This window comes from Streptomyces sp. WAC00040, from assembly GCF_056835925.1.
This window is the reverse complement of sequence record NZ_JAKQZE010000005.1, coordinates 21,255-46,952: the sequence shown is the minus strand read 5'-3', so window position 1 is coordinate 46,952 and position 25,698 is coordinate 21,255. Positions and strand designations below refer to the sequence as shown.

Genomic DNA, 25,698 nt, shown 5'->3' with positions numbered 1-25,698 from the left:
TGTCTTGCCTGGCCCCGGATAGTCCGGGTCGTCCACGGCGGTCGGCAGGTCTCGGTAGCCCTCGGACCAGGGATTGGTCCATCCACAGGATCCGCACGCGTAGCGTCCGTCGAGGCCGGCGAGGTGCGTGCCGCATTGCACGCATGCGGTTTCGGTGATCTGTGGACCCTCCGACGCTGCGTCGGGTGCCGGCACGTGCGGTTGTGGGGTGCTCATGCGGTGGAGGGTAGTGGCCGGGCCGCCGGTGTGGGCGTACTGCCGCTGACGGGCCCGCAGTTCGCGCACACCCAGGACCCGTTCGGGCCTTGCTGGGCTGCGCCTCCGCACCTGGGGCATTGCATCGCCGGCCTCCGCTCGCCGTGCTGGGTGGTCTGGTGTTGAGGATCCCGCGGTGTGGCGGTACGTCAAGGGCGCGGTGGGGGTGGGGGAACGTTCCGGCCGGACGGGGTGAGGATCGGGGGCAGAGTCGCGAAGGCATTGATCGCGGGGGCGTTGGCCTGCTGGTAGGCCGGGACCTGGCCGGCCCACTTCTCCGCGTCGTGGGCGGGGCATCCTGCGCGGATGAGCTGTGGCACGAGGAAGGCGGTGTCGATCCAGGCCGGTCCCTGCTGGTGCCAGGCCCAGTCGATAACCCGGATCTGCCCGGTCTCGGTGAACAGGAGGTTGTCGGCGCGCAGGTCGCAGTGGAGCAGCGTGCCGCGAGTCAGCAGTTCGCGATGTGCGGTCGCGTCTTCAAGGACCGGGTTGTGCGCCTGGGGCCGGATGGTGACGCGGTCCGCCGACGGCTCCCAGTCGTCGCTCTGGAGGCGGGCCAGGGGTTGACCGACGCCGTCGGCCGGGCCAGGGTGATGCCCCGATCCGCCGCACGGGCGGCGGCCGTCGCCCACTCCATTCCGGAATCGCAGAAGCGCTGCAAGAACGACCCTGTCGACGTCGCAACTGGCGAAATGATCCTCACCCACACGGACGTGTCACTGCCTGGGGTACTGCCACTCATCCTGCGCCGCACGCACCTCCGCCAGATCCGTGACACCGACACTCCCTCGCCATCGACCGAGTCGACCAGTGCGTTGCGTTCTTCGGTGTGGACTCCAACGTCTTCATGATCACCGCGGCGACCTGCTCGTCCGTCACCGTCCTGGGTCCACGCGGACGCGGCATGGCCCCCAGGCCGGCAACCCGGGTACTGCACGAACCGGGCTCGCCAACGGCCCACCGCATGAGGTGTGGAACCGAGCCGCGCCGCCACATCCTTGTCCGACGCGCCCTCGGCGCAGGCCGGATGATCCGGCACCGCAACGCCCACGCCTGCGGCGTGGATCGACGCCGCACCCACCCCTCGAGTGCAGCCCGTTCCTCGTCCGACAGTCTTAACTCGCCTTCGGCCGCCCGGTCCGCGCTATGAGACAAGCCTATACATCTGAACAGAATTCCTGACTCAGAAGACTAGGGGGTATGAATCGAAGCCTGCGCCTCGCAGAAGAGGGGCTGCAGATAGCGGAACACGATCGTCTTCAGCTCCTTCGTGTACGCGGCGCGCTCCGTTCCCTCGTGGGCGAGGATCAGGTCGAGTCCGGCTTTGAAAACGGCGAACGCCATGGTCGACACCCGGTGGACCTCCGCGGCGGAGGTGCCCGGTAGGTGGCCTGCGAGGATCTCCTTGATCCTCTCGAGCAGACTCACGTGGACGGTGTCGAACTCCTGGGTGATGCGTCCGGGGATGTCGGGGCCATGCATCAGGACGGCGAAGGCCGGGTTCTCCTCGTTGAAGCTGATCAGTGGGTCGAGCACGGCTTCGACGAGCTGCTCGAGCGGGAGGTCCAGATTTGCCGCGATCAACGCCGCGCCGTGGGAGTCGCGCCACTGGTGCAGGAGTCGGTCGCCCAGCTCGATCGCGATGGCCTCCTTGTTGGGGAAGAACTGGTAGAGCGTGCCGGGTGAGACGCCGGCCTCACGGGCGATCGCGTTGGTGCTGGCCGCTGTATAGCCCGTGGTGCAGAAGACGTTGGCCGCGGCGTCGAGCAGTTGGGCGATGCGCCGCTCGCCGCGGGGCTGGCGGCGGCGCGGTCTGGTTTCCGGCGACTCCGTCGCTGGTGTGTTCGCGGGCTCCGGCTTGGTCGGCTCCGGCACGTGAGATCCCCAGCTTCCTGGCACGGTTGACAAACACGAGCAGGCGCTCGCATTCTTGCGTCAATGCGAGTGATCGCTCGTGTTTGCCAGTCTATGGCAATGGTCGACCAATGCTGCCTGCCGGGAAGCCTGCGCACGGGTCACGGTGAAGGGGACACCGCTCCATGTCCGAAGTCAACAGCTCACCCTGCCAAGCGAGCGCCTCGCCGGGCGGCGGTACGCCCGGCGGAGACAGCCCGGCGTTCGGTGGAAAGGGTCACTGCGGCGGAGGTCCGTCCGGCGAGAGCGGGTCGCGCGTCGGGGGATGGACCCGCTTCGTCACGGCGCGGCCCCGCCTCGCCCTGGTGGCCGCCCTGGTCCTGACCGCGCTCGCCGTCTTCGCCGGCAGTGGAGTGGCCGACCGTATGGGCAGCGGCGGCTGGGAGGATCCCGCCGCCGAGTCGACGTATGCGACCGAGGCTGTGGAGCGGGCGTTCCCCGCCTCGCAGCCGAATCTGCTGCTCCTCGTCGGCGCCGGTCGGGCCGGTGTGGACGACCCAGCGGTCGCCGCGGAGGCGGCCCGTCTTGAGAGGCGCCTCGCAGCGGAGGAGGGCATCACGGGCGTCGGCTCGTACTGGCAGACCAAGGCGCCCGCACTGCGCGCAGAAGACGGGCGTCAGGCGCTGATCGCGGCCCGGATCGAGGGCGACGAGAAGACAGCGGCCGAGGTGCTGGACCGGATCGCGCCCGCCTTCCGGGGTGAGCACGGGCCAGTGGAGGTCTCGGTCGGAGGGCCGGTCGCCGTGCAGCACGAGATGATGACGATCATTCAGGAGGACCTGCTCCGTGCGGAGCTGATCGCCCTGCCGGTGACTCTGGTGCTGCTGGTCATGGTCTTCGGCAGCGCAGTCGCAGCGCTCCTGCCGCTCGGCGTCGGGATCGTCGCCATCCTGGGGACCAATGCGGTACTGCGCGGTATAACTGAACTCGCCGATGTCTCCGTCTTCGCCCAGAATCTGACCACCGCACTCGGGCTCGGACTCGCCATCGACTATGCGCTGTTCATCGTGCGCCGCTTCAGGGAGGAACTGGCAGGCGGTGCCGCGGTGCGTGACGCGGTGGGCGCGACGCTGCGCACCGCGGGACGCACGGTCCTGTTCTCGGCCCTGACGGTAGCTGTATCGCTCGCGGCCATGCTGGTCTTCCCGCAGTACTTCCTCCGTTCCTTCGCCTACGCGGGGATCGCGGTCGTGCTGCTCGCTGCGGCTGCCGCGCTGATCCTGCTGCCCGCCGCGCTGATGATCCTGGGCCACCGGGTCAACGTCCTGGACCTGCGGCGTCTCTTCCGCCGGGGGCGCGGCGACGCCACCGTCGTCGCAGCCGGTGCCCCGGAGCAGGCCCAGGACGGCGGCGCCGGATGGGGCCGGTTCGCCGGGCTGGTGATGCGCCGGGCACCGCTCTTCGCCTTCGCCACCGTCATCGGCCTGGTGCTGCTCGGACTCCCTTTCCTGAGCGTCAAGTTCGGTACGCCCGACGACCGTCAGCTGCCGAGCACCGCCGAGTCCCACATCGTCCAGCAGGAGATACGCGACGGTTTCCCGGGCAGTCCCACCGGTGGCCTCGAGGTCTTCGCCGAGCCGGCCGTGGATGCGGCGTCGGGGCCGACAGCCGCGCAGTACGCGCAGTACCGCGACCGGATCGCCGCCCTCCCGGGTGTCCTGAGGGTCGACGGACCCCTCACCGCGGGCTCCTCGGCGTATTTCACGGTGCTGCCGGCGGGCGAGGCTGTCGGCGAGAAGGCGCAGCGGCTCGTCCATGAACTGCGCGACGTCTCCGCCCCGTTCGACACCTCGGTGACGGGCAAGGCGGCGATTCTGGAAGATTCCAAGGCTGCCATCGCCGACCGGCTGCCCCTCGCGCTGGGGATCATCGCCGTGGTGACCCTGCTCCTGGTCTTCCTGCTGACGGGAAGCGTGCTCATACCCGTCCAGGCCGTTGTTCTGAACGCGTTGAGTCTGACGGCGATGTTCGGTGCCGTCGTCTGGGTCTTCCAGGACGGCAACTTGTCGGAGCTGCTCTCCTTCACCTCCACCGGAGACATCGAGACGACCCTGCCGGTGCTGATGTTCTGCATCGCCTTTGGACTCTCTATGGACTACGGGGTGTTCCTGCTGTCCCGGATCAAGGAGGAGCATGACCGCACCGGCGACCACGAGCACGCCGTACGGTTCGGGCTCCAGCGCACCGGTGGGCTGATCACTGCCGCCGCCGTGATCCTCGCTGTGGTGATGGTGGCCATAGGTGCATCCCGTGTGACCAACACCAAGATGCTTGGTCTCGGGATCGCGCTCGCCGTCTTGATGGACGCCATGGTGGTGCGCAGCCTGCTGGTCCCCTCGGTGATGAAGCTGACCGGGGCCGCGACCTGGTGGGCGCCGGGGCCGCTGCGCCGCTTCCACGAACGGTTCGGCCTGAGTGAGGGCGAGATGTCGCCGACACCAAGGCAGCCGGAGGAGACGGCCGACGGCGCTGCGGCGGCAGCCGAAAAGCGGGACCGGGTGAAGGCTGACGGGACGGTGTCCCCGCAGTGCGCGGTCGGCCCCGCCCCCGCGTGCATCCCTGACTGACCTGGCCGGACGGCCAGCTCAGTGACGACACCTTCCACATCGGCCTGCGGGTCGAGGCCAGGGACGCCGCGGACGACACGCGGCGAATGTGTTGAACGGGATCGGCGCTGCCGTGCACGCGGCGCGGCAGGACAGCTTCATGCCAGGCGTCACTGTCCTGATGGTCTTGGCCCACGATGGCGAAATGGTGGCCTGGCTCCCTCTGCCAGAAGCCCCGTGCGGCCCTTTGCATGCACGCTCCAGATAGTTCGTGCGTCTCCTTCTCCTGCGGCTCGACGTCCTCCCGCTGCTGGAGCAGGCGCGGCAGGTCTGCGGTCGTGCAGGATGCTCATCAGCGGTGGCGGTGGTGGAGGGCCGTCCGTCGCCCTCACTGGCGGCTGGGGTGGGGCGGTGAAGGTGTAGGACCTGGCCACCGGCCGGCAGATCGGCGAGCCCCTCATCGGCCACAGAGAGGAGGAGGTGATTGCGGTGGTGGACGGCCGCCCGGTCGCCGTCACCGGCAGCGGAGATAGGACGGTGCGAGTGTGGGACCTGTCCACCAGTGAACAGGTAGGGCGGGAGGTGTTCTTCCCCCCGCCGGTCACAACGCTCGTCGCCACTCCGGATGCCCGGCTGGTGGTGGGATTCGGTCGTGAGGTCGCGGTGCTGGCCCGCTGCTGACCGGGCGCTCACGCGGTACGCCACCGGCATGTCCGCAAGGAACTGCTGAAGCTGACCCACCGGCCGGACGAACCGGACGATCACGCCCTCGGCCGATCCTGAGGAGGACTGACCACCAAAGTCCACCTTGCCTGCGACGGCCGTTGCCGGCCCCTCACGATCCTGCTGACACCCGGCCAACGCCACGACAGCATCTGCCACGCCCCTCTTGGAACGGACGCGTCCTACGCGACTGCCCAGGCCTTCGCGGGCAGTCGCCGGCCGCCGGTGACGGGCTATTCGGGAACGCCCCTACTGGAGGCTGTCGTACACAGAGTCCGGCCACGGCTCGAGGAACCCGGCCCATGGGTCGCCGTCACCGTTGCTGACGTCCTCCACAACCACACTGGCGAAAAGGTTCGGGTCCGGTTGTGGGGGATCGGGGTAGCGGGAGGTGTTCTGGCCCCAGGCGGCGAGTCGGTCGATGGCGTACCAGCGGTAGGGAGTGTTGCGGGCGGCGAGTTCGTGGACTGCGTCGGTCAGGGCGGGGATGTGATGCGTCAGCACCGGGTCGGCCAGCAGAGGCAGGATCGCAAAGAGGGCGGCGTCGCGGACCTGCTGTTCACGGTCGCCGAGAAACGGGTGGACCGCGTCGTAGAGGGCTGGGCGGGTCGCAAGGAAGGCGTCGATGTCTTCCTGCGCGCCGGGCGGCCACTCCGGCGGATAGTCCGCGTCCTGGGCAGTGCCTCCGAGCCAGCCGAGCAGAAGCACCCGCAGCAAGGACAGCTGCTCACCGTGCTGATCGACCTCCCACGGCCTCTGGCTCGTGACCATCGCCAGCGTTCGCGGAGCGCCCAGGATCGCGGCGACGAACAATGCAGCCGGCGCCGTGGTGCTGTAGAACGTTTCCTGGTGCGTCACCGCGTCGAACAGATCCCGCACCGCGGCGCCCTGGACCCGCGGGTCGTCATCGAGCAGCTGCCGAAGGATCACCGGGTCATCGGCGCCACATTCGGGCAGCAGTGCTCCACGGCAGGCCATCGAGCCCGCTGGGTGGGGCACCCCACGGGAGACCGACCCGCACCTGTGCGACGACTGCAAGCAACGTGCCATCACCGCCGAACGCCAGCCGAGCACACCGAGTACGCGCACCAGGAGCACAACCAGGCCGTGCCCCGAGCAGAAGAACGGCCGCTGGCTCTCATGCCTGCGCACCTGCCCCGGTTCCGGCAGTGTGGCCAAGCCCGAAGCCGGACCTGGGTGAGCCCGCCTGCCGGGGGCGCCTGGGGTTGGACACGGAGTGGATCTTCCCGCCTGTCGACTGGAGATCACAGAACCCCTACGCTGCGTGGTCGGGGAGTCACCCTGGTCGGTACCAGCCGCACGATCCGCTTCGAATCCGGCATGAACGCGATCATCGGTTCTATGAGCGGCGGCAAGACCGCAACCGTCAGCTGCCTCCGGGCCCTCCTGGGTGCCGACATAAGTGTCGTCTCCGAACTGAGTGGTGCTGTAGTACATCGACAGCGCAATCTGGACTGATGTGCTCACTCTCGCTTCGTTGCCCTGGCGTCGTCTCATGTCGGTGTCGGTGGTGCCCAAGGTAGGCCTGTGCTGCCGCTGGCATGGCGCGAGGAGCATCGGCAGGCCCTGTTGACAAGGTCCGGGTCGCTGGAGTGAGAGTCAGCAGTTACCGCTACATCCGAAGCCGGTCGATGGCTGGCAGCCGCGTACTCCGATACTCCGCCGATCACCCAGTGCGCGACGAACCTGACACGGAAATAGCGGAGGCGCTGGCAAACCGCCCTGGACTCATACTGGTCCGGTGCCTGTTCATCCGGAGACCAACGTCCGCCTTCTGCCCTGTGCCTTCAGTGCTTTGTCCGCTGTCTCCGCTCGTTGCCACAGAAGCGGTGACTCCCCCGCTTTTCTGAGGCTCTCGGCTCTACTGGTCACCACCGAGGGCATGCCCGTCACCCGTCGGGCCAACCCGAAGATCGGCCGCCCGAGCGGGGCTGGTGCTATGCGTGAACAAGAAGAGCCAGATGCACGCGATCGACCGCACCGCGCCGATCCTCCCGGCACTGTCCACTCCAGAGCTGAATGAGCGACGACTGCGTACGGCACGGCGCCACCAGCCCGCGCTCGAGTTGTCCAGCGGCGCGGTCATTGTCGCTACGACCGCGTGATCCACCTCCCTCAGGCTGGGAAGGCACCGCAGGTTCGCAACGCACTGATCACGCAGACCGCCCGCATCACCGCAGCGAAGTGGACGTCACCTGGGACCAGGGGCGAGAGCTGACGCTTTACGAGGACATCGAGGCCCTCACCGGCTTCCGGATCTACTTCTGCGAGCCTCCCCCGCCCTGGTAACGCGGCACTTTGGGTATTGACTACTCAAGGTTCTCGTGCGCCGTTGGGGTGTGCTGGAGGCAGCAAGAAAGTAGGCATTCCGGCTCCCGACAGGCAGTGATCCTTATGCCCACCTTCACGATTCTCCGAAGCAGAAAACGGATCGTCCATGCTGAGGTCGGCCCGAGGGTATTCGGTCTGCTGTTGGAGCACGGGCCGCTGGCGCCATCCACCGCCCGCCATGAGGCCCGCCCTGTGCTGGCCGCCTGGGGCCTGGGCGAGGAGCAGCTCTACGAAACGCTGCTGGTCATCTCCGAACTGGTCACCAACGCCGTCACCCACGCCTTGCCGCCTGTAGTTTTGCACCTGCAGGCCGCCGCGGACGGCTCGGGACGGGTGCAGGTCCACGTCAGCGACGGCGGCCCCCAGCCGACCTCCACACCCGACAGCTGGGCAGCCGCTCGCCCTGCTGGCGAGCACGGCCGTGGCGCCGCGATCGTCTCCGCCCTGGCCGGCGAGGCCGGCGCCTACGTGGACGCCGACGGTCTGATCGACCACTGGGCCGATCTCGGCGCGACCTGACCTTCTACGTAGGCACTGTTTCTCGGATCATGTGCGGAGCCAGATGATGAGGGCTGCGAGGGTGACGGTGCCGAGGTAGATGTAGGCGCGTTTCTCGTGTGGCGACGGCGCGGAAACCCTTCAGCCGGTTGATGGCGCGCTCGACGGTGTTGCGTTTCTTGTATTGCTCGCTGTCGAAGCCGGTGGGCCGGCCGCCTCGGGAACCGCGGTGCCCTGGCACGGCGGTCGTCCTTCACGGCGAGTTCCTCGGACAGCACGAGGTCGAGGAAGTCGAGATAGCCCATCTTCGCCTCGTCGGCTCGCCGGATGTACTCGTTGATGGTTTCGGCCAGGTGGGGCAGGCTGAGCTTGCCGTCCGTGGTGCAGATGCGGGTGCTGACCAGCTCGCTCAAGACGTCTCCCTCGCGCTCGGGTGGATGGTGAAGGGGCGAGTGCCGGTCAGCTCGTCATAGACCACAGCGGGCGGCGGCCGACCTCGGTGCGGGCGACAGCGGCCTGGCTCAGCAGGGCCTGCGAAGATCCGGCCGACTCCTCGACTGGCCGCTCGCGGCGAGGCGGAGAAGGGATATCACCGGTGGTGGTCCGGCGTCCCTTTCCGGTGGGCAAGCCGTCCCAGTGGCTCTCATCGATCACACGGACCCCGCGGCCGACCGCCCGCGCATGCATGGCCAGCAGGGTCTCGCCGCCTGCGTCGGGGACGGTGAGTGCAGCATGACCTGGGACTTCGTGGCCCGGATCTCGACCAGTTGGCGGGGACGGACCTTGCGGGCTGGCACCGAGTAGAGGTTGCCGCCGAAGGTGACCAGACAGTCCTTGCCGATCGGCCGCAGATGCCGCTCGGCCACCAGATACGGGGTGGCCGGCAGCGGCTTGAGGGCCGCGCGGTCACGGGCGGCCCGCTCTCCGATGACCTCCCGGTAGGTCCGGTGGACCTGGGAGCGTCGTTGCAGCACCCAGGTCAGGAAGGCGGCGTCCATCTCCTCGATGGAGGAAAACGACCGCCCGGCCAGGACATGATCGCGGTCGATGTCGACCTGCCGCTCGACCCGGCCTTTGCCCTGGGGGCGGTAGGCGGCCAGCACGTCGATGTCGAAGTCGTAGTGGCCGGCGAACGCGACAGCCTCCGGGTGTAGCCGGACCGCCTGACCAGGGGCGACGTGGCGGCGGCCGACGGTCTTGGTACGGTCGTAGACGATCGTCATGGGCACCCCGCCGAAGTGGGCAAACGCCCGGCGGTGGCAGTCGAAGAAAGTCTGCAGGTCCTGGCTGGTGGTGAAGCAGCAGAACGGATCGCGCGAATACGACAGCGTCATGTGGAAGGAGTAGACCTTCGCGATGCCCATGTGGGCGAGTATCTTGCCCTCATCACCCCAGTCCACCTGGGCCTGGGCGCCGGGGATCACCTCGAAACGGCGGTGCATGCCCGCAAGTTCCCGCGGTGTGATGCCGAATTCTCGGCGATCCTGGGAGGGGCTTCCTTGACGTAGTGCTTGACGCGCTGGTAGTTGCCGGTGAACGCGTAATCCCTGGTCAGACGCTCGTGAATAACGGTGGCCTTCATCAGGATCTCGGCCCACAGCATTGAGTCGATCAGCGGCGCGAACGTCGACTATCCGCTTTTGATGCTGCCCGTTAGACGTCCACCGCGGAGGAGTCGCCGGCCCCTTGGCCGCGAGGTACTTGCGGACCGTCTTCTGATCCAGCCCCGTCTCCCGAGCGATCTCCGACAGACTCATCGCCCCGGACTCGAACAGGCCGCGAAAACTGCTTGTTGGCCTGTGAGGAGGCCGGCGACGGCCTGGATGTGGCATTTCAGACGTCGGGCATATCCGATTCGAGACGCAGTACGTTCTTTATATCCTTTCGGCAAGTAATGCCCAACTTGGAGAAGACGTGTTGCAAGTGATTGTTAACTGTACGAATCGATATCACCAGGCGCCCTGCGATTTCTGCACTGCTCATATTTTGGGCTGCCAACAGCGCGACTTGCCGCTCGCGGTCTGTCAAGCAGAGTGCAGCACCGATGGTACTCGACACTGGCGTACGAACTCCTGGGCAGAGAGTCATGAGCCGCGCACTTGTCCTCATGGCTCTTGCGCCGGCACGACTGTTCCCGCTGCGTGTGTGGATCCGTGTAGCATCGGCATAGGCTTCTGCGGCGAGAAGAAAAGCACCACAGGTCTCGAATTGTCTGGCTACTCTCTCCAGCGCTGGCGCATCTGTGCGCGAGAGAGCTTCGACATGCTGCATGCGTGCTGATAGCAACAGTCCTTGGGGGGGAGGCATGTCGTGCACGTAGCAGGCGGCTCTCTTACAATCGCCGAGGCGCGCAAGAGAGTGCGCTGCTTCTAGTCGCAGTGTTTCCCTGCGACCGTCGGTTCTTTCCACTGCGTCGACGAGGAGCTGATGAGCCTTCCTGAATTTACCTTCAGATGCCGCGGCCCATGCCTCGGCCACTGCTTGTGCGCCAACAGCGTACGCTAGAGAGTCGTCTCCCGAGCCAATGCCAGCCCGGGCTCGGGTCATCGCTGTTGTGTCGCCTGTCAGAGCGCCGGCCTGCAGAAGACAGCACTGCAAATACGTTCGACCGAGAGGCCAGCTTTGTTCGACTTGGCTGGCGAGGACGCGTGTTAGACGGTCAGCGGCCTCTCGTGCGTCTCCTCGCAAGAGCTCGGCTTCTGCTCGGACTCCCTCCAGCATGGCGCGAGCGCTGGGCGATTGGCGGTAGACGTCGGCGCTCTGGCCGCTCGATAGCAGCCCTATCGCATCAGCGATTCTGCCGGATTGCATTATTGCAATTGCTTTTACGATATCTCTCATGATTGGATGATGGCTTAGTAGTACACGACCGTAACCGTGAAAGGCCGGAGGTTCGAGATTTTCTACTACGTGGGATGCCTCCTCCGGTCGTCCGTCGTGCGCAAGTAGCAATCCTAGCGTGATGCATGCTTCCCATCGTACGTACGGGTCGGGTGACACTTTATAGAAATTGAGCGCATCTTCCGCTTCAAGTTTTCGATTCAAATGCAGTGAAAGTTTTGCTCTCCTGACCTGCAGGAGCCCGTTGTAGTCGACGCGCGGGAGATCATTCCTTGTGGCTTTTCCGTCCTTCTGAGCTGCAAGAGCCTGCATAAGAACGCTCTCTGCCTCGCGAAACTGCTCCAGGCCTTCAAGCGCAGTCGCGCGGGCCAGTCCCACCATTGCTATTTCTCTAGAGTCGCGAACAGTAGACCAAGTGGAGACTAGAACTGCCTCAGCTTCTTGATAATTATCCCTCATCCAAAGTACTGTGCCCAGGAGGGTGGCAGTTTCCGCGACGGGCAAGACTTGCCATGCCGCCTGAGCAAGATACCGCGCTTTATCTAGATCGAGTGTCGTAAATGCAATTAGTGCAGCATTCAGTAGTGCAGCCGGGTCGGGTTTCTCCTCCAGTTCGACACTCCAAATGGCGAGCCTCAAGGCAACGTCTGTACGATAATTGGAGTCCTCACGATACAGCCTCACCAGTTCCCGCATGTGCCGGCGACGCTGCAACGTCGGCAAAGAGTTGCGAATGATTTCGCCGTAAAGCGGATGAACAAACCGGGCTACTTCTTCCCCTCCTTCCTTATGTATGGACAGGATTGCTCGACGCTCGAGTTCTTCCAACACCGCAAGGTCAAATATCTTGAGCAGATGCCGGACGAGAACGGGCTCACCTATGGCTACGGTTTGAAGCAAGTCCATCTGCAATGATGAAGTTCCCCTGATCCGCTCTGCAACAAGATCGACTAGGCGGTTTGCGACGACGAACTTTCCCGAGAATGACCATACTCCGCGTTTGAGGACGAGCTGACCCTTTTCCTGGCTTGAAATAATCAACTCCCTCATGGTCAAAGGCAGGCCACCGCTCAATCTGTACAATTCGGAGGCCGTGATGGAGTCGACGGGGCTTCCAGCGATAGCAGCCGCTATCTTGGCAGAATCGTCCTCGCTGAGGGCGCTCAGGTCGATACGCTCGAGCAGGCCATCCTTCCAAAATGCCATAATGTCGGGATGGGATGTTGCGCCCTCCCGACATGTAGCCACTACTGCAACATCATGATGCATGATCATCTGTCGCAAGAGGAGAATGGAAGCACTGTCAAGGAACTGTATATCGTCAATGCAGAGCATCAGACGCTTCCGGCCTGCTGTCTGCCTTAGGGTGACGACTGCTTCCGCCAGAACAGAGTGAGCGTTTGTGAGGGTGTTGCCCTGGAGCGAAAGCCATGGTGCGAAGACTCCCAAAGGGAGCTCCTGTGACGCGGGCGTTGCAGAAACAAGCAACGAGTGAAACCCGCGACTCCGAGCAAGGTCATGCGAGTAGAGCGCTAGTCGCGTCTTCCCAACGCCAGGTGGACCCATAATGATCACACCGCCTGACGCGCCAGTCTTCAGACACTCGTCCACTCGCTGCTGTTCTGCAGCGCGCCCAATGAGCGGCAGCCGTGCGTCCATGCTATGGAGCGTACCGCCGAAAGGCTGCCCCCGGGGGGCGGCTGCCCCCCGGGGGCGTTCATGCTCTCGTTGGAGAGGTAGTGGCGGGGGAAGGCGATCCATTCGTCGTGGAGTTCGGCGAGGACCGCGGTATCCAGGCGGAGGACCGCGGGCGGGTTCGGGAAGACCTGGACGACGTCGGTGCGGCGCTTGATCTCCCGGTTCAGCCGCTCGAGCGGGTTCGTGGCTGGATCTTCTTACAGTGCTGGTGGGGGAAGTCCGCGAACGCGGTCAGGTTCTCCTTCGCCTCCAGCAGCATCTCTTTGACCTTGGGGACTGCCGGCCGAGCATGTCGGCGACGGTGTCGAGCTGGGTGCGGACCGCTTCAGCGGTGGGCTGGGCGAAGACCGTGCGGATGGTCGCGGCGACCATCTCCGCCGGGCCTTTCGGGGTGACGGCGAAGACGTTGCGGACGAAGTGGACCCGGCAGCGCAGCCAGGCGGCGCCGAGCATGACCTTGCGGATCGCTCTGACCAGACCGTTGTGGCTGTCGGAAATGACCAGGCGGACGCCGGTCAGGCCGCGTTCTCGCAGGTGACGAAGGAACTGAGCCCAGAACACCTCGGTCTCGCTGTCGTCGGCCATGACGCGACGACTTCCCGACCCGCTGTCCTGGGGCGACGCCGGTGGCGATGACGACCGTCTGGGAAACGATGCTGTGGTCGACACGGGCCTTGACGCAGGTGGCGTCGCATAACAGGTAGGGAAACCGGATGTGGTCCAGCGGACGCGTCCGGAACGCGTCCAGCTCCGCACAGATCCGGGAGACCTCGCTTTTGGATATCCCGGTGTCCGAGCCCAGGGCCTTGACCAGGTCATCGACCGACCGGGTGGAGACGCCGTGGACGTAGGCCTCCATGACGACCGCGTAGAGAGCCTGGTCGATGCGCCGCCGACGCCAGCAGCCGAACCCGGACGCCGGGAACTGAACAAGCGGCGCACCCGCCAGGCCCTGGAACGGGCGGCGGCGCGGTTGTTCGAGGAGAGGGGCTATGAGGCAACGACCGTGCGTGACATCGCCGACGTCGCAGGTGTGGGCGAACGCACCTTCTTCCGCTCCTTCCGCTCGAAGGAGAGCCTGATCCTGCAGCAGGCTCAGGACCTCGTGCTGCTCGTCGGGGACGAGCTGCGCTCCCGCCCGGCGACGGAGCCGCCCCTGGTGGCCCTGCGCAACGCCATTCTGGAACTCGCTGCCCGCCGCGGGAGCGCCCCGGCGATCCTGTTCACCGGCCTTCAGTCGCCCGGTCCGGCTGGCCGCGGTGAGCGCTTCCTCCTGTTCGATCTGGAGGAGGTGCTCGCAACCGCCTTCCTGGACCGGCTCGCCGCCGCCGGTTCTGATCCGGCGATCGCGAGAGCGTGCTCCGGGCGTCCGTGCTGGCACGCGCGGGTATGGGAGTTCTGCGCGCGGTCCGGCTTGCCTTCAGCCGCCTGCCCGAGGCGGAACGCGACTCGGCCGAGGTTGTCAACCTGGTACGCAAGGGGTTCGCGGTACTTGAGAGATAGCGGGAGTGCTGGGTGCCAGGTGGTGGGAACCCTCTGTCCGGAAGTGCGGGTACGCGGGTTCGCGGCACCAGTCACGGGTTCAACGGTGGGATCCGCTGCTACCGGCCGGGGGTGCGCCTTGGCGAGGGGCGAACTTCCACGTGTCCGGCTTCATGGCGCCGCTGCAGCACGGGCCCGCCCAGCGCGATCGCGAGGAACAGGCCGGCACCGATGACCAGATGTGCGTTCGAGGTCCACCGGTGCAGCAGGTACTCCGCAGCGAGAGCGGCCGCGACCAGCAGCAGCTTCCCAAGGACCAGCTGCCGCAGCGGCAACCGGAACGGCTGACCGCTGCTGCGCCGCTTCACCGTCCTCGACCTCGAGGCAGCAGATGAGGTTCGCGGTGAAGCGGCCCTGTTCACCTTCCACCTGCGGCAAGCAATCCAGGATGTACGTCTCCACCCCCCGCACAGATTGCGGCGAAGTACACAGACCTCGCTCAGGCAGCAATTCGAGGACGTCATCAATCGATGCAGGGCCTCGCTGGACGCGCCGACAATCGGCACTGAGCCTGCTGGACATCGTCGTCCGCTGCCACCAGAGGAGCCAACGGCATGATTGCCGCATGGCGGTCCCGATTGCGTCAGCGTTGGACGGCGTGGCGAAGGAACTACTTCCGCAACTACCTCGGCAACTTTCCGCCGCGCCCGAAGCGCTTCTGCACCTCGAACTGACTGCAACACCCAGGCCGGGCGGCAGTGGCAGCCGCCCGGCCACCGAGAACACCACCCGTCCGGCGCGCCGACCAGGCCGACGGCGCGTACGCCGCCACCGGCCGCGCCCGCGCCCGGGCCAACCAGGCCGCCGTGGACGCGCTCACCGACATCGGCCGCTGCGAGCAGCATCTGTCCGCCACCCGGGGCCGCGCCCAGAGACGGGCCGCCGCCGACGTGCTGGAAGCGGCACGGGCCGCGTACGCCGACCGCGCTTGATAGCAGGTCGCACATGCTGCTTCAAGTTAGATGAAAACTAGATGATCCGTCCGCTAGCGTCGGCTGCAGCGGTGCCACCAGAGGCCCGTGACACATGAGTTCAGGGGGCCATCCATGGTCATCGACTTCTCCACCTTCGGCTCGGGGCCTGTTCCGACGCCCACTGACCCTCGAGTCCTGTTCGACGCGCTGCCCGAGCGTGCCGCACGGTACGAGTTCCTGCGTGACCCCCAGGGGCAGGTGCTGCAGACGTGGTACGACCGGCGGTCGGAGAAGGACCTGGTCGTCAAGCTCAACACTGGTGGCGGCAAGACGGTGGTGGGTCTGCTGATCTGCCAGTCGAGCCTCAACGAGGGTGCGGGCCCAGTGTTGTACCTCGCGCCTGACCCGTACCTGGCCTCACAGGCGATGGAACAGGCCATCGAACTCGGCGTGGAGGTGACCGATGATCCCCGGTCCGCACGCTTCGCCAGCGGCGAGGCCATCTGCGTCCTCAGCCTCCACCGGTTCGTCAACGGCAAGAGCGTCTTCGGTCTCCAGGGCGACGGCCGACCCGTCTTGGACGTCGGCACGATCGTCATCGATGACGCGCATGCGGCGCTGGCCACCGTGAAGGAGAAGTTCACACTGACGCTCTCCCGCGACCAGCACAAGGGATCCTTCGATGAACTCCTCGGCATGTTCGCCGACGACCTGCGCCAGCAGTCGGAGATCACCTACCAGGGCCTGACCACCGAGGACTCCTCGGCCGTGGCCCCCGTGCCGTTCTGGGCCTGGACCCGCCGCATCACGGATGTCACGGCGATTTTGAACAAGCTACGCGACGATGACGAACTTCAGTGGTCATGGCCACTGATCAAGGATGTCCTGCCGATCTGCCGCGCCGTCTTCACCGCCGACAAACTGGAAGTCCAGCCGCCGTACCCGCCGATCAACAAGATCGCCAGCTTTGCCCGCGCCCGACGGCGCGTGCATCTGACTGCGACCCTGGCCGACGACAGCGTCCTGGTCACCGACTTCGCGGCCGACCCCCAAACGGTCGGGGTACCCATCACCCCGACGAGCGCCGGATACCTCGGCGACCGGCTGATCCTCGCACCGCAGGAAATCAGTGCTTCGATCAAGGAAGCCGCAGTCCGCGGCATGGCTGCCAAACTCGCTGAGCAAGTCAACGTCGTCGTCCTGGTCCCCTCTCACTACAAGGCCTCTGCCTGGGCGCAGTACGCAGACATCACCGCCTCGAAGTCCGAGGAGATCGGCGCCGCCGTTGCCAGGCTCCGAGACGGGCACGTCGGCCTTGTGGTCCTTGTCAACAAGTACGACGGGATCGACCTGCCCCGCAAAGCCTGCGAAGTGCTGGTCATGGACGGACTGCCCCAGGTCTACGGCGGGCAGACCCGCCGTGAGGCGATCGTGCTCGGCGACTCCGACGAGATGGCCAACCGCCAGCTGCAGCGCATTGAACAGGGCATGGGCCGAGGCGTCCGCTCCGCCAACGACCACTGTGTCGTCCTGCTGATGGGACCGCACCTGTCCCGGCTCATCGCCGCGCCCCGATACCGCTCCCGGTTCAGCCCTGCCACCCGCGCGCAGATCGACTTCTCCCGTCAGGTGGCCGTCCAGCTGGCCAGCCAGCCACTGGAGAAGATCGAAGGCGTCATCGCGCAGGTTCTGGGCCGGGACCCGAATTGGGTGGCCGCTGCGCGTGGTGCTCTGGGCGAAGTCACCTATCCCCAGAGCACAGTCTCCGCAGGCGCAGCCCCTGCCCGCCGGGCCTTTGACCAAGCCTCGCTCGGCCAGTACGCCCAAGCCGTCACCCAGATGAGCGAGGCCGTTGCCGCGGCGACGGACGAAACTGAGCGGGGGTTCCTTCAGGAGCAGCTTGCCGCGTACCAGCATTTCGTTGACGAGCCCAAGGCCCAGCAGATCCTCGTCAAGGCGCTCGCCTACAACCCTGCGATTCTGCGGCCCATCGCCGGCGTCAAACCCACCAAGATCAAGCCCACCGACACGCAGGCGGTTCTGGCCGCGGGCTATCTGGCCAGCACCTACGCCGACCGCAACGAGTTCCTAGTGGGCATCGATGTCCTCCTTGACGAGCTCGTCTACCGGCCGGTCCAGAAGCAGGTGCCCATCTTCGAGCGGGCCCTGGAACGCCTGGGACTTCACCTCGGATTCGAAGCGCAGCGCCCCGAGCTTGTCACCGGCAACGGACCAGATGTCCTATGGGCGACCGGAGGACTGAAGTACCTGGTGCTTGAAGCCAAGTCGGGAGCGAGTTCGGACAAGATCTGGCGGAGCTCCGTCGAACAGCTGGCGCACTCCATGAACTGGTTCCATGAGCTCTACGACCAGTCCTGCAGCGCGACTCCCGTGTTGCTGCACCCCATCAACAAGCTGGAGTACAACGCCGTGGCGCCTCCCGGCACACGCATCATCACCAGCGGCACTATGGCCCAGCTCAGTGATGCCGTCCGCAAGGCGATGGTGGCGCTCGCGGATGCGGGCAGCTGGAGTGACCCCGAGGCCGTGGCGACGCAGTACCGTGCACACCACCTTCAGGCCGAAGGCATCGCTCAGCGCTTCAGCGTGACCCCTCGCTGAACCGGTTTGCTCGCTAGGTTGGCTCGGACTGCGCCTCCGAGCCAACGCTGACCAGCAACACCCGGCCTGCCACCGACTATGCCCATCGCATCTCGATCTTGGACATGTCCAGGAGCGGTTCTTCTGATCAGTGCTTGGTGGGTTGACCTGGGTTGATCAGTTTGGGGAACGGCTTCGGTCGAGCGGTGTGGGAGCTTTAGCGGCGGCGGCCGGTGTGCGTGTCGGCTTGGAGTGGGCTCCTGATCTGCGGGTTTGTCAGGTAGCGGGTCGGCTGATCAGGTCGGGTCATCTGTGGTGACGAGGCGGCATGTTCAGTGATTATGGGTATGGGATGAACCTGATTTGGGGCTGTTCCGTCCGTCGTGCGGGACTAAACTGCCCGGCTTCCAGCGGGTCGTGAAGCGTCGAGTCTGGGTGTCAGATGGGGCGATGCGGGGTGGCCTCCCACAGGGACGCTGTTTGGGGGAGGATCTGGGCGGACAGGCGGGAGGGCCCGGATCCCAGGCTGATGGTGGTGCGGGTGAGCAGGCATGTGTCTGTCAGGAGTGGGTCGTCGATCTGAATGAGTTCGCCGGTGTCGAGCCAGGGGTCGTAGGGAACGGTGAAATGGACGCGCCGAGGGCTTCCGGGTTCGAGGTCGATGCCGGTGACGTGTTCCAGGAAGAGCGGGCGGCCGTGGATGGCGAGCTGGCCGAAGACGTCACTCGCGGCGAGTTCCACCAGGCGGTCTGCGGCGTCGAAGGCGTCGGTGAATGCCCGGGCAGGGCCGGTCAGGTGCTCGATCTCCTCGGTCAGCACGGTGCAGCGGTAGTTGTGCCGCGCCAGGACTTGGCTGGGTTCGTGGCCGTCGAGGGCGGTGTGGGAGAGACGCTGTTTGAGGCGGGTCCGTGTCTGGCGCAGCGCGTTCCGGCTGGTCTCGTCCAGGGCCTGCCGGGTGTCAGCGAGCCGCTGCCATTCCTGACTCGCCTGCAGCGCGTTGGCCAGGGTGCGGGCGCTCTCCTCGAGGGCCCGTGTCTGGTTGGGTGTCGCCTGCAGCTGGCGGGCGGCGCTCGACGGCAGCCCTCCCATCTGGAGGCCGGCGGCGCGTTCGCCAGGCTGCCAGGCAAGACGGAAGGTGTACTCGATGGTGGTCAATGCGGTTCCGGGTGCGAGCTGCGGCGCGGGCAGCTGCGGGTAGCCGGGCATCCAGGCTCGCAGCCAGGCGATGGTCGTGCGGTGCGCGGCTTCGACCCGTGCCGCTGACTGCACCCAGGCTCTCCACGCGTCCTTGTCGTACGGCGCGTCGAAGTAGGGGACTTGCTCGAACAAGTGGACTGTCCGGGTCAGGCGCATGGGAGTTCCGGCGATGTCGGCGTCTGAGGCCTGCATCTGCTGCAACCTGCCCGGTACTCCGCTGCTGCGGGTGGGCGCGTTCCGGGGCAGCTGACGGGCGAACTCCTGTACGGCTGGCAGGGCTGCCCAGACGTTGGCCTGCTGTGTTACGGCTTGCCATACAGCCGTGTCGTTCATGGGCATTCATCCGTTTCTGAGGGCCTGATTGCTGTGTGCGCTGCTATGGCGTCAGCCAGGAGCTCGTCGTGAGGGCTTCGATAGCCTCTCGGACACGCTGGGCGGCCGTGGCGCTGGGCGGACGGTCCAGCAGGTGTTCGAGAGTGGTGCAGCCCCAGGTTTCCCCTGTCGAGAAGGAGGGCTCATCAGAGGCCTCGACGACGACGTCGTCACTGTGCCGGTAGTCGACGGGCGTGTACACGCTTAGCGTGTCCTGCTGCGGACGACCGATGACCGCGTGCAGGCCGAGCGGGCCTACCTGGGCTTTCAGCGCCGCGGTGTGACCGGGCGGCGCGGCAAGGTCGATCAACTGGTTGACCACCAGCGCTGTTTGCTCAGTGTGCCGGACCAGCGCTTCTGCTGCCGTCTCCCCGGGGCCTGGGCGGCGTGGGGAAAGAGCTGCGGGCTGGTGAAGGCGGGTAAGCAGTTCCTGGCGCCACAACCTTGTTGCGACCGCCAGGGGACCGGCCTCCTTGTCCACCACGGCGGCATAAAATGTTTGGGCGAGTTCGAAGGCGCGAGCCTCATCGACCCAGGCCGACTCTGCTCCAGGAGCTCGCAGCGCCAGCGCTCGTCCGTCCTTCAGCCGACTCATTACCACGGCCTGGTCCTGGGCTGCGGAGAGATGGCACAGCAATGAGGCGACCTGGTGCGGTGCTTCCAGGCCCAGCGGCCTGCGATCGTGGCCGGCCAGGGCCACCGCCGTGAACGGCAGATCACGGGCCACCAGTGCTGCTATCGCCTCGTCGACTCCCCGGATCTCTGCGTAGAACAGCATGCGCTGGTCATCACCGGCGGAAAGCCTGTGGGGAAGAGGCTCGGCGCCGCTGGCGTGTGCGGCTCCGGCGAGGTAGTCCGCGAACGAGTCGTGCATGGGGACTACGGTCTGATCCCAGCCCAGTGAGGTGATCAGGCCGCAGCGGCGGGCTGCTTCGTCAATGGTCGATACGTCGGCCAGCAAGCCGACAGATCGAAGGGCGGATGTGGCCTGACTGAGCAGGTGGTGCCATTCGTAGACGTCCGCGTACCGGCGGCCATCATTCAGCAGAAGCGCATAGACGATGCCCAGCGCGGTACGCACAGCCGACATCCCGGTCGCGCCGCTTCGAGCAGCCAACTGCTCGATGAAGGCTCGGTAGAGGCCTGCTCTCCCCTTCGGAACATCCTGGTCGTCCAGGAGCGCCGTAGCCATGGAGAACATGAGCGGATTGCCCGCGGCATCGCCCAGTGTCTTGTCGAGGGTCGCTACGACAGCGCGGGCCATGTGCGGCGTACACGATCCCCCGTCGATGGCGGTCGCCCGTTCAACCAGCTCGACCCGCCGCTCGTACTCCAGCGGCACCATCCGAAACATCTCTGGAGACACGCTGCTGGGCAGCATGGCCCGAAGCGCTGCCATATCGCGTCCCACCAGCACAATGCGCGCTCCGTGCCCAGCGGATACAGGTGCGAGCAGTTCTTCCTGCAGGGCGCGGCGAGCCGGTTCGGCGACCTCTGCGGCGCCGTCGATGACCAGGGTGACGTTGCTGTCTGACAGCGCCTGAGCACCGGTGGCAGTGGGGCATACCTCCCGGAGCACGGCAGCGAGGCCGTCGGCCGTGAGAGCCCCCAGACGTCCAGGAAGATAGCTCTCGGCGTGCGCCGTGATCACGACCTTGCCGTCAGCTGCGGCCTGCTGGCGCAGGATGCGCACTGCGGTGGTTTTCCCCGACCCCGTGCGGCCAGAGAGCACGACCGGACCACTTCCGCTGAGCAGCTCGCCAACGCGCAACTTCTGTCCGCCGTCCGATGCGTGCTGCCGGATGACCGACGGGTCTCGCATCTGGATGCCGGCAACGGCAGGTGCGATCACCTCTTGCTCGATGCAGGATCTTGCTGCCTCTAGATAGCGCTCCCGTACGGCTGACCACCGCTGGGCAGCCGACTGTTCGGCGGGGACGCCCAGGAGAGCGGCGATGCGCTGGCGGTCCATCTCGCGAAGCTGCGGCTCGGAGTTGCTCGCGAAGTCGAACAAGGCGCGGAACAACCGGTCGACGGCCTTGGTGGCCTGCTCTCTCAGGTCCGCCTCTGTTCGAGCGGAGGGAAGCATCGCAGTCACCTGGTGCTCGGCACGTGTCAGCAGAGCGCTGGTGTTGTATGGATCCTGGCGGATCCTCGCCCTCCCGAGCGCTATGTACACGGACTCGTCGACGCCCACGCCGAGCAGCTCGGCAAGAGGACCGGTGGACCCTTCCGAGGCTGTTTCGAGAGCCTGCTGTACGCGTCGGCCACTCGGGCCGAGTCGGCCGTCGGTGAGGAACTCGAACGATGCATGTGCGGCTTCGGGGAGCACTGCCCAGCGCTTCAGAACTGCAAGTAGCGCGGACTCGCCCCATGTGTAGTCGGGGGCGCGCACCTTGACTTGGATGGCGTGACGCAGTGTTCCGTCGCGGGCGAGGAGCTCGATATCGACAGCGTCGTCGGTGCCTTCGACCCGGATACTGCCTAGGGTGGGGTCTTCCAGAAGCCCGATCGCCTCCAGGACACCTTGTGCCTGCTGATAGGCGATACCCCGGACTGTATCTACGCCGCTCACGATCCCTATGCTTCCACGGCCCTCTGACAGTCCGCTCAGGCTCGTTCAGGCTGTGATGCCGATCTTGCTGAGGAGGTGTTGTTGGTCGGGGTGGAGGAGGGGCCAGGTGCGGTGTTGTTTGTTGATCCAGCGGCGGGTGGTCCGGCTGTGAGGTTGGGTGCGGGCACGCTGGTAGGCGAGTTGCCAGACCATGCCCCAGGGCGGGTTCCACCAGGGATCGATGGCGGTCAGGGCGCGGGCTGCAGGGTTGGGGCCCTTCTTCCTTGTGCGGTAGCGCTGTTTGTTCAGCCATCGGCCGAGTGGGAAGCCGTCCTGGGTGGTGTCGCGGGGGACGGCGAGGTGGCCGTGTGTGAAGGTCTGGGCGTGTTCGACGGCGGTGAGCCAGGGATGCGCGCGGCGGGTGCGGGTGCGGGTGCGGGCGTGGGCGACCTCAGGTGTGATGCCGATCAGCCTCAGGAGATGCTGCTGGCCGGGGTGGAGCTGGTGGTATCGCAGGCAGGCCCGGTGGTCCAGCTGCCGAGGAGCCAGTGGTCGCGTACGTCGCCTGATGCCGGCGGGAACGACCATGCGTCTTCGTCACCGTAGGGTGCGGTGTCCAGGCAGGCGTCCAGGGCCCACCACTTCCCGGGCCGGCCGCCGGGGATCTCCACCAGCAGGCCCACCAGTTCCCCTGCCTCGTCGTGCAGACGCCGGTGCGGAAGGGCATGAGCGGTGAGCCAGTCCTCCAGCAGGCAAGGACCGGACCGTAGGCGTCGATCCCGCCTCTGCTCGGGCGCCTGATCAGCTCTTGGGCAAGCCTGACGACGGATCCGGTGCGCTCGTGCGCCTGGTGAAGGTTGTGGCTCACGCTTCTCCCTCTCGTGGTCGGTTGGGCGGCAGGGCGCGCACAGCGTTGATCGTCTCCACCGGGCGGGCGGAGGCGCACGCTTCGCGGCCGTGGTGGACCAGTCCGATCGCGGCTTCTCTGCTAAGCAGCTGGGCCTCCGCGACCGCTCCATCGGGCTGACCTGTTTCGCCATCGCCGGCCGCGAGCACGAGTTTGCCTACCTGCGCCTCCGCGACTTTGTCGAGACCGAGCACGGCATGGAGGTCGACGTCCGGGTGTGAAGATCAAGCCCCGGAAGGTCAAGGTCCCGTTCGGCTCCCGGCCCAGCAGCTGCCCGGTGCGCGCATGGCGGGCCTGGAAGGCGGAGGCTGGTCTCACCGACCCGGACGACTTCGCCTACAAGCCGCTGCACAACCGCTGGCACACCGTCATGGAGGGCGGGCTCGACCCGGAGACCATCGGCGACGTCATCACCCGGCTGGGCAAGTGAGCCGACGTGTCCTTCCGCCCAACCGGGCACTCCCCGCGCCGCGGGCTTGCCACCAGCTCCAAGCGCGCCGGCAACGACCGCAAGGTCATCGCCAAGCAGGGCGGCTGGGTCGAGAACAGCGCCGCGATGGAGGGCTACTTCGAGGACGGCGACGGCTGGGAGGAGAACGCGCTGGTCAAGGTGCTGTAGGGCGATTAGGCGCAGTGCTGCGATCGGCCGGGGATTGCTCCGAGCCGGTACCGGGGTCGGCACGTAGCGAAGGTCGCCTCCGGGATCCACACTTGTCAGCCTGCGACTCGATGGAACGTGGTTCCCTCTATTCCGCCGTAGCGATCGATCTCGTACGTAGCGGCGCCGGCTCGAGACACGCGCCTCTTGAGCGCTGGACAGAGCCGTAGGGGCAGGCCCGAACGGGCCGAAGTCTCGCAGGGCGTTGAAGTGCTTCAGCAGGCACTCGCGCGGCCCGCCGATGAGGTGGTCAATGAGCACACGCCTCCGGAGCCACTGACCGTCGGTCGTCTCCTTCTCCTCCTCGCCGGGATGGACGACTCGACGCAGATCGGGGTGGTCGTGCCCACAGGGCCGAGTACCGAGTGCGGGATCGGTGACGGCTCGCCGCTGATCCTGACCGGCGGCTCCGGGGACTGGACCGTCGTCTAGGAGACGGGCCGACCAGTCTTCACCCTGGATGCGGACTACCCGGCCGGGCGCTGTATGCGCCTGGACGAGGGCCGCCACGTCCCCGACCACGGCAGCATGTAGCCATTCCCCAGGAGCTTCTATGCGGGTTGCGACCTCGGTTCGGTCGAACCGAGGTCGCCGCTTCACGTACGTGCCCAACGTGCCGCCCGTAGCCTGCACCCTGGCGGATATGCAATTGTCCACGATGTCCCTTCCTCACGCCCCGGCGATCAGCATTCGGGCTGGACGGTAGAAGCGCAGCTGTACAGCGCACGCGGATATCTGCGAAGCAGGCCGGCGGGGTGGGCGAACCTGGTAACTGAGCCGGTCGATCGGTTCAGGCGGCGGTCGGATGCCCGGCGGCCTTGCCGGTGGCGTCCCGGCGCATGGCGGTCATGCCCAGGTCCGCCATGCGGGGCACGAAGGCGACGTCGAGTTCGTAGACCGGGTGGATCAGGCCCCGCTCGCAGGTCTCCGCCCGCCACACCGTGCGGCCGGCGGCGGGGTAGGCGGGGTTGACCCCGATTTCACCCTTGGGGAGGAACCCGTTGAACGGCGTCGCGATCTGGTGGGCATTCCAGTAGTTCCACGCCCGAAGGGCCTTGGCCTGCTCAAAGGTGAGGTACAGCTGCGGATAGCGCTGAAGGATCCGCATTTCTCGGAAGAGCGTCTGCCCCAGCAGAGGTGGCGTGGCCTGGGCGAGGCTGTCGAAGTCCTGTTCGTGGAAGGTGAAGGTGGTTGCGTCCTGGCCGGGGTCGAGCGCCAGGGCGGTGAAGAGGTGGGAGAGGCGGTCTCGGGTGTACTGCGCTGCTCCGGGGGCGAGAGGGGGCTCGATGTCGGCGATCAGCTCGTACAGGCGCTGGTGGTCGGGGTGGAAGCGGGACAGGTCGAACAGCTTGCCCATGCCGCTGACCGCGGAGAAGGCCAGACGCTTGTAGAGGAGGTTGTTCATCTCTCCAGCCCTCGCGTACGTCTTCGTCTCGGTGCTGGTGGAGTGGAGCATCAGGTACTCCGACAGCACCTCGAAGTACACGTAGCCCAGGAACGGCAAGGCTGGGACGGTGGCGGCGAGGCGGTCCACGAACGCGTCCGGCGCCGTCCTGTGCCCGGCGGCGCCTGCCACAAGCGTGTCCAGGAAGGGGGCGGCCGTACGGATCTGGTGCACCGCTTTTGTGCTGATCTGGGTGTCTTCTTCCTCGGTGAGGAAGTTGCGGTGATCGAGGTAGGTGTGCAGGTGGACGCGGCCGAGTCGCAGGTAGTCGATGCCCCTGGCGGGCGCCGAGCTGGTGGGAGCGATCTCGATCATCAGCGTTTGGGTGTGCGGTTTGGTCCGCAGCAGGTAGGTGCCGAGGTTGTGCGGGCGCAGGCCGTCGGGGGTCTCGGTCAGTGGCGCGCAGTACAGCGCGGCGAGCAGGCAGCCGGAGGAGGCGTAGAGCTGTCCGCTGGAGCGGATGGCGTCCAGCGCCGTCGTGGTGTGCATCAGGTGGATCGGCCGGCCGCTGGTGAGTACTCCCGTCATGGCGTTGTGTGCGAGCAGGTGGCCGCCGGGGGTGTCGTGTTGCAGGTATCGGCGCCAGTCGTCTTCGCTCTCGGCGCACCCGGCTGCCATGGGCCGGGTGTGGGGGCTGGTGTAGTCGGTGTGGGCGTCGTCGAGTTCCGTGTCCACGAGGAGG

At 66.4% G+C, this 25,698-nt stretch carries 22 protein-coding genes and 5 pseudogenes; 14 read left to right on the top strand and 13 right to left on the bottom strand.

What is annotated here, in order from left to right:
- Positions 1-404: 404 nt before the first annotated feature.
- On the bottom strand, positions 405-887 hold the full coding sequence (locus tag MDN94_RS35135) for a phosphotransferase (RefSeq protein WP_482729900.1): 483 nt from the start codon (positions 885-887) through the stop codon (positions 405-407).
- On the opposite strand from MDN94_RS35135, the gene MDN94_RS35130 reads away from it, so the two are divergent.
- Positions 849-1,106 carry a DUF6531 domain-containing protein gene (locus MDN94_RS35130; protein ID WP_482729899.1) on the top strand — a complete coding sequence of 86 codons (258 nt, stop codon included), beginning with the start codon at positions 849-851 and terminating at the stop codon, positions 1,104-1,106. The two genes, MDN94_RS35135 and MDN94_RS35130, sit on opposite strands and share 39 nt — an antisense overlap.
- Before the next feature lie 340 nt (positions 1,107-1,446).
- Here MDN94_RS35130 and MDN94_RS35125 read toward each other — a convergent pair whose 3' ends face one another.
- On the bottom strand, positions 1,447-2,130 hold the full coding sequence (locus MDN94_RS35125) for a TetR/AcrR family transcriptional regulator (protein ID WP_482729898.1): 684 nt from the start codon (positions 2,128-2,130) through the stop codon (positions 1,447-1,449).
- A 164-nt stretch (positions 2,131-2,294) separates the two neighbouring features.
- On the opposite strand from MDN94_RS35125, the gene MDN94_RS35120 reads away from it, so the two are divergent.
- From MDN94_RS35120 to MDN94_RS35110, 3 genes and pseudogenes are all read left to right on the top strand, one after another.
- Positions 2,295-4,736 (top strand): MMPL family transporter, encoded by a 2,442-nt coding sequence (locus MDN94_RS35120; protein ID WP_482729897.1) that lies wholly within the window; start codon positions 2,295-2,297, stop codon positions 4,734-4,736.
- A gap of 468 nt (positions 4,737-5,204) precedes the next feature.
- Positions 5,205-5,396 (top strand): hypothetical protein, encoded by a 192-nt coding sequence (locus MDN94_RS35115; RefSeq protein WP_482729896.1) that lies wholly within the window; start codon positions 5,205-5,207, stop codon positions 5,394-5,396.
- A gap of 102 nt (positions 5,397-5,498) precedes the next feature.
- Positions 5,499-5,588: pseudogene (locus MDN94_RS35110) on the top strand (IS5/IS1182 family transposase); the annotation flags it as partial.
- Positions 5,589-5,687: 99 nt separating this feature from the next.
- Here the strand turns inward: MDN94_RS35110 and MDN94_RS35105 are convergent.
- Positions 5,688-6,368, bottom strand: coding sequence for a hypothetical protein (locus MDN94_RS35105; protein ID WP_482729895.1), 681 nt, complete (start codon positions 6,366-6,368; stop codon positions 5,688-5,690).
- Between the two features lie 1,034 nt (positions 6,369-7,402).
- Here MDN94_RS35105 and MDN94_RS35100 point away from each other — a divergent pair.
- From MDN94_RS35100 to MDN94_RS35090, 3 genes and pseudogenes are all read left to right on the top strand, one after another.
- Complete coding sequence (locus MDN94_RS35100; protein ID WP_482729894.1) at positions 7,403-7,564, top strand: hypothetical protein; 162 nt, start codon at positions 7,403-7,405, stop codon at positions 7,562-7,564.
- Positions 7,549-7,745 (top strand): annotated as a pseudogene (locus MDN94_RS35095) (IS30 family transposase); the annotation flags it as partial. The gene MDN94_RS35100 and the pseudogene MDN94_RS35095, both read left to right, overlap by 16 nt.
- 186 nt (positions 7,746-7,931) lie before the next feature.
- On the top strand, positions 7,932-8,309 hold the full coding sequence (locus tag MDN94_RS35090) for an ATP-binding protein (protein ID WP_482729893.1): 378 nt from the start codon (positions 7,932-7,934) through the stop codon (positions 8,307-8,309).
- Between the two features lie 27 nt (positions 8,310-8,336).
- Here MDN94_RS35090 and MDN94_RS35085 read toward each other — a convergent pair.
- The 5 genes and pseudogenes from MDN94_RS35085 to MDN94_RS35065 form a co-directional block, all read right to left on the bottom strand.
- Positions 8,337-8,517: pseudogene (locus MDN94_RS35085) on the bottom strand (IS5/IS1182 family transposase); the annotation flags it as partial.
- Positions 8,489-8,701 (bottom strand): annotated as a pseudogene (locus tag MDN94_RS35080) (ATP-binding protein); the annotation flags it as partial. The pseudogenes MDN94_RS35080 and MDN94_RS35085, both read right to left, overlap by 29 nt.
- 237 nt (positions 8,702-8,938) lie before the next feature.
- Positions 8,939-10,045, bottom strand: coding sequence for an IS21 family transposase (istA, locus tag MDN94_RS35075; protein WP_482729892.1), 1,107 nt, complete (start codon positions 10,043-10,045; stop codon positions 8,939-8,941).
- Between the two features lie 76 nt (positions 10,046-10,121).
- Positions 10,122-12,788: a LuxR C-terminal-related transcriptional regulator gene (locus tag MDN94_RS35070; RefSeq protein ID WP_482729891.1), complete on the bottom strand. Its 2,667-nt coding sequence runs from the start codon at positions 12,786-12,788 to the stop codon at positions 10,122-10,124.
- Positions 12,725-13,725, bottom strand: a pseudogene (locus tag MDN94_RS35065) (IS256 family transposase); the annotation flags it as partial. The gene MDN94_RS35070 and the pseudogene MDN94_RS35065, both read right to left, overlap by 64 nt.
- Here MDN94_RS35065 and MDN94_RS35060 point away from each other — a divergent pair.
- On the top strand, positions 13,669-14,544 hold the full coding sequence (locus tag MDN94_RS35060) for a TetR/AcrR family transcriptional regulator (RefSeq protein ID WP_482730217.1): 876 nt from the start codon (positions 13,669-13,671) through the stop codon (positions 14,542-14,544). The pseudogene MDN94_RS35065 and the gene MDN94_RS35060 overlap by 57 nt on opposite strands.
- Here the strand turns inward: MDN94_RS35060 and MDN94_RS35055 are convergent.
- A complete protein-coding gene (locus tag MDN94_RS35055) occupies positions 14,429-14,677 on the bottom strand; it encodes a hypothetical protein (protein ID WP_482729890.1) in 249 nt (82 codons plus the stop codon). The genes MDN94_RS35060 and MDN94_RS35055 overlap by 116 nt on opposite strands.
- Positions 14,678-15,067: 390 nt before the next feature.
- On the opposite strand from MDN94_RS35055, the gene MDN94_RS35050 reads away from it, so the two are divergent.
- Both MDN94_RS35050 and MDN94_RS35045 read left to right on the top strand, forming a co-directional pair.
- Complete coding sequence (locus MDN94_RS35050) at positions 15,068-15,301, top strand: hypothetical protein (protein ID WP_482729889.1); 234 nt, start codon at positions 15,068-15,070, stop codon at positions 15,299-15,301.
- Positions 15,302-15,415: 114 nt separating this feature from the next.
- The gene (locus MDN94_RS35045; RefSeq protein WP_482729888.1) at positions 15,416-17,905 is read left to right on the top strand and encodes a DEAD/DEAH box helicase; all 2,490 of its coding nucleotides are present in this window, start codon (positions 15,416-15,418) and stop codon (positions 17,903-17,905) included.
- A gap of 417 nt (positions 17,906-18,322) precedes the next feature.
- On the opposite strand, the gene MDN94_RS35040 is transcribed toward MDN94_RS35045, so the two are convergent.
- The 3 genes from MDN94_RS35040 to MDN94_RS35030 are packed head-to-tail and all read right to left on the bottom strand — an operon-like array spanning position 18,323 to position 22,595.
- Positions 18,323-19,414, bottom strand: a complete 1,092-nt coding sequence (locus MDN94_RS35040; RefSeq protein WP_482729887.1) for a hypothetical protein — start codon at positions 19,412-19,414, stop codon at positions 18,323-18,325.
- A gap of 43 nt (positions 19,415-19,457) precedes the next feature.
- Entirely contained in the window at positions 19,458-22,028 is a 2,571-nt protein-coding gene (locus tag MDN94_RS35035; RefSeq protein ID WP_482729886.1) for an NACHT domain-containing protein, read from the bottom strand.
- A gap of 45 nt (positions 22,029-22,073) precedes the next feature.
- Positions 22,074-22,595 (bottom strand): helicase associated domain-containing protein, encoded by a 522-nt coding sequence (locus tag MDN94_RS35030; RefSeq protein ID WP_482729885.1) that lies wholly within the window; start codon positions 22,593-22,595, stop codon positions 22,074-22,076.
- A gap of 369 nt (positions 22,596-22,964) precedes the next feature.
- Between MDN94_RS35030 and MDN94_RS35025 the strand changes: the two genes are divergently transcribed.
- The 4 genes from MDN94_RS35025 (at position 22,965) to MDN94_RS35010 (ending at position 24,004) form a co-directional block, all read left to right on the top strand.
- A complete protein-coding gene (locus MDN94_RS35025; RefSeq protein ID WP_482729884.1) occupies positions 22,965-23,135 on the top strand; it encodes a hypothetical protein in 171 nt (56 codons plus the stop codon).
- The gene (locus MDN94_RS35020) at positions 23,132-23,344 is read left to right on the top strand and encodes a hypothetical protein (RefSeq protein ID WP_482729883.1); all 213 of its coding nucleotides are present in this window, start codon (positions 23,132-23,134) and stop codon (positions 23,342-23,344) included. The genes MDN94_RS35025 and MDN94_RS35020 overlap by 4 nt, the downstream gene beginning before the upstream one ends.
- A gap of 6 nt (positions 23,345-23,350) precedes the next feature.
- The gene (locus tag MDN94_RS35015) at positions 23,351-23,533 is read left to right on the top strand and encodes a hypothetical protein (protein ID WP_482729882.1); all 183 of its coding nucleotides are present in this window, start codon (positions 23,351-23,353) and stop codon (positions 23,531-23,533) included.
- Between the two features lie 249 nt (positions 23,534-23,782).
- A complete protein-coding gene (locus MDN94_RS35010; RefSeq protein ID WP_482729881.1) occupies positions 23,783-24,004 on the top strand; it encodes a hypothetical protein in 222 nt (73 codons plus the stop codon).
- Positions 24,005-24,362: 358 nt separating this feature from the next.
- Here the strand turns inward: MDN94_RS35010 and MDN94_RS35005 are convergent, their stop codons facing one another.
- Positions 24,363-25,691 (bottom strand): hypothetical protein, encoded by a 1,329-nt coding sequence (locus tag MDN94_RS35005; protein ID WP_482729880.1) that lies wholly within the window; start codon positions 25,689-25,691, stop codon positions 24,363-24,365.
- Positions 25,692-25,698: the final 7 nt, after the last annotated feature.

Bases quoted from the DNA above. Each gene is read 5' to 3' on its own strand.
- MDN94_RS35130 (WP_482729899.1), top strand. From the start codon at position 849: ATGCCCCGATCCGCCGCACGGGCGGCGGCCGTCGCCCACTCCATTCCG.
- MDN94_RS35120 (WP_482729897.1), top strand. From the start codon at position 2,295: ATGTCCGAAGTCAACAGCTCACCCTGCCAAGCGAGCGCCTCGCCGGGC.
- istA (WP_482729892.1), bottom strand. From the start codon at position 10,045: ATGAGTCTGTCGGAGATCGCTCGGGAGACGGGGCTGGATCAGAAGACG.
- MDN94_RS35070 (WP_482729891.1), bottom strand. From the start codon at position 12,788: ATGGACGCACGGCTGCCGCTCATTGGGCGCGCTGCAGAACAGCAGCGA.
- MDN94_RS35045 (WP_482729888.1), top strand. From the start codon at position 15,416: ATGGTCATCGACTTCTCCACCTTCGGCTCGGGGCCTGTTCCGACGCCC.
- MDN94_RS35040 (WP_482729887.1), bottom strand. From the start codon at position 19,414: ATGAACGACACGGCTGTATGGCAAGCCGTAACACAGCAGGCCAACGTC.
- MDN94_RS35030 (WP_482729885.1), bottom strand. From the start codon at position 22,595: ATGGTCGTTCCCGCCGGCATCAGGCGACGTACGCGACCACTGGCTCCT.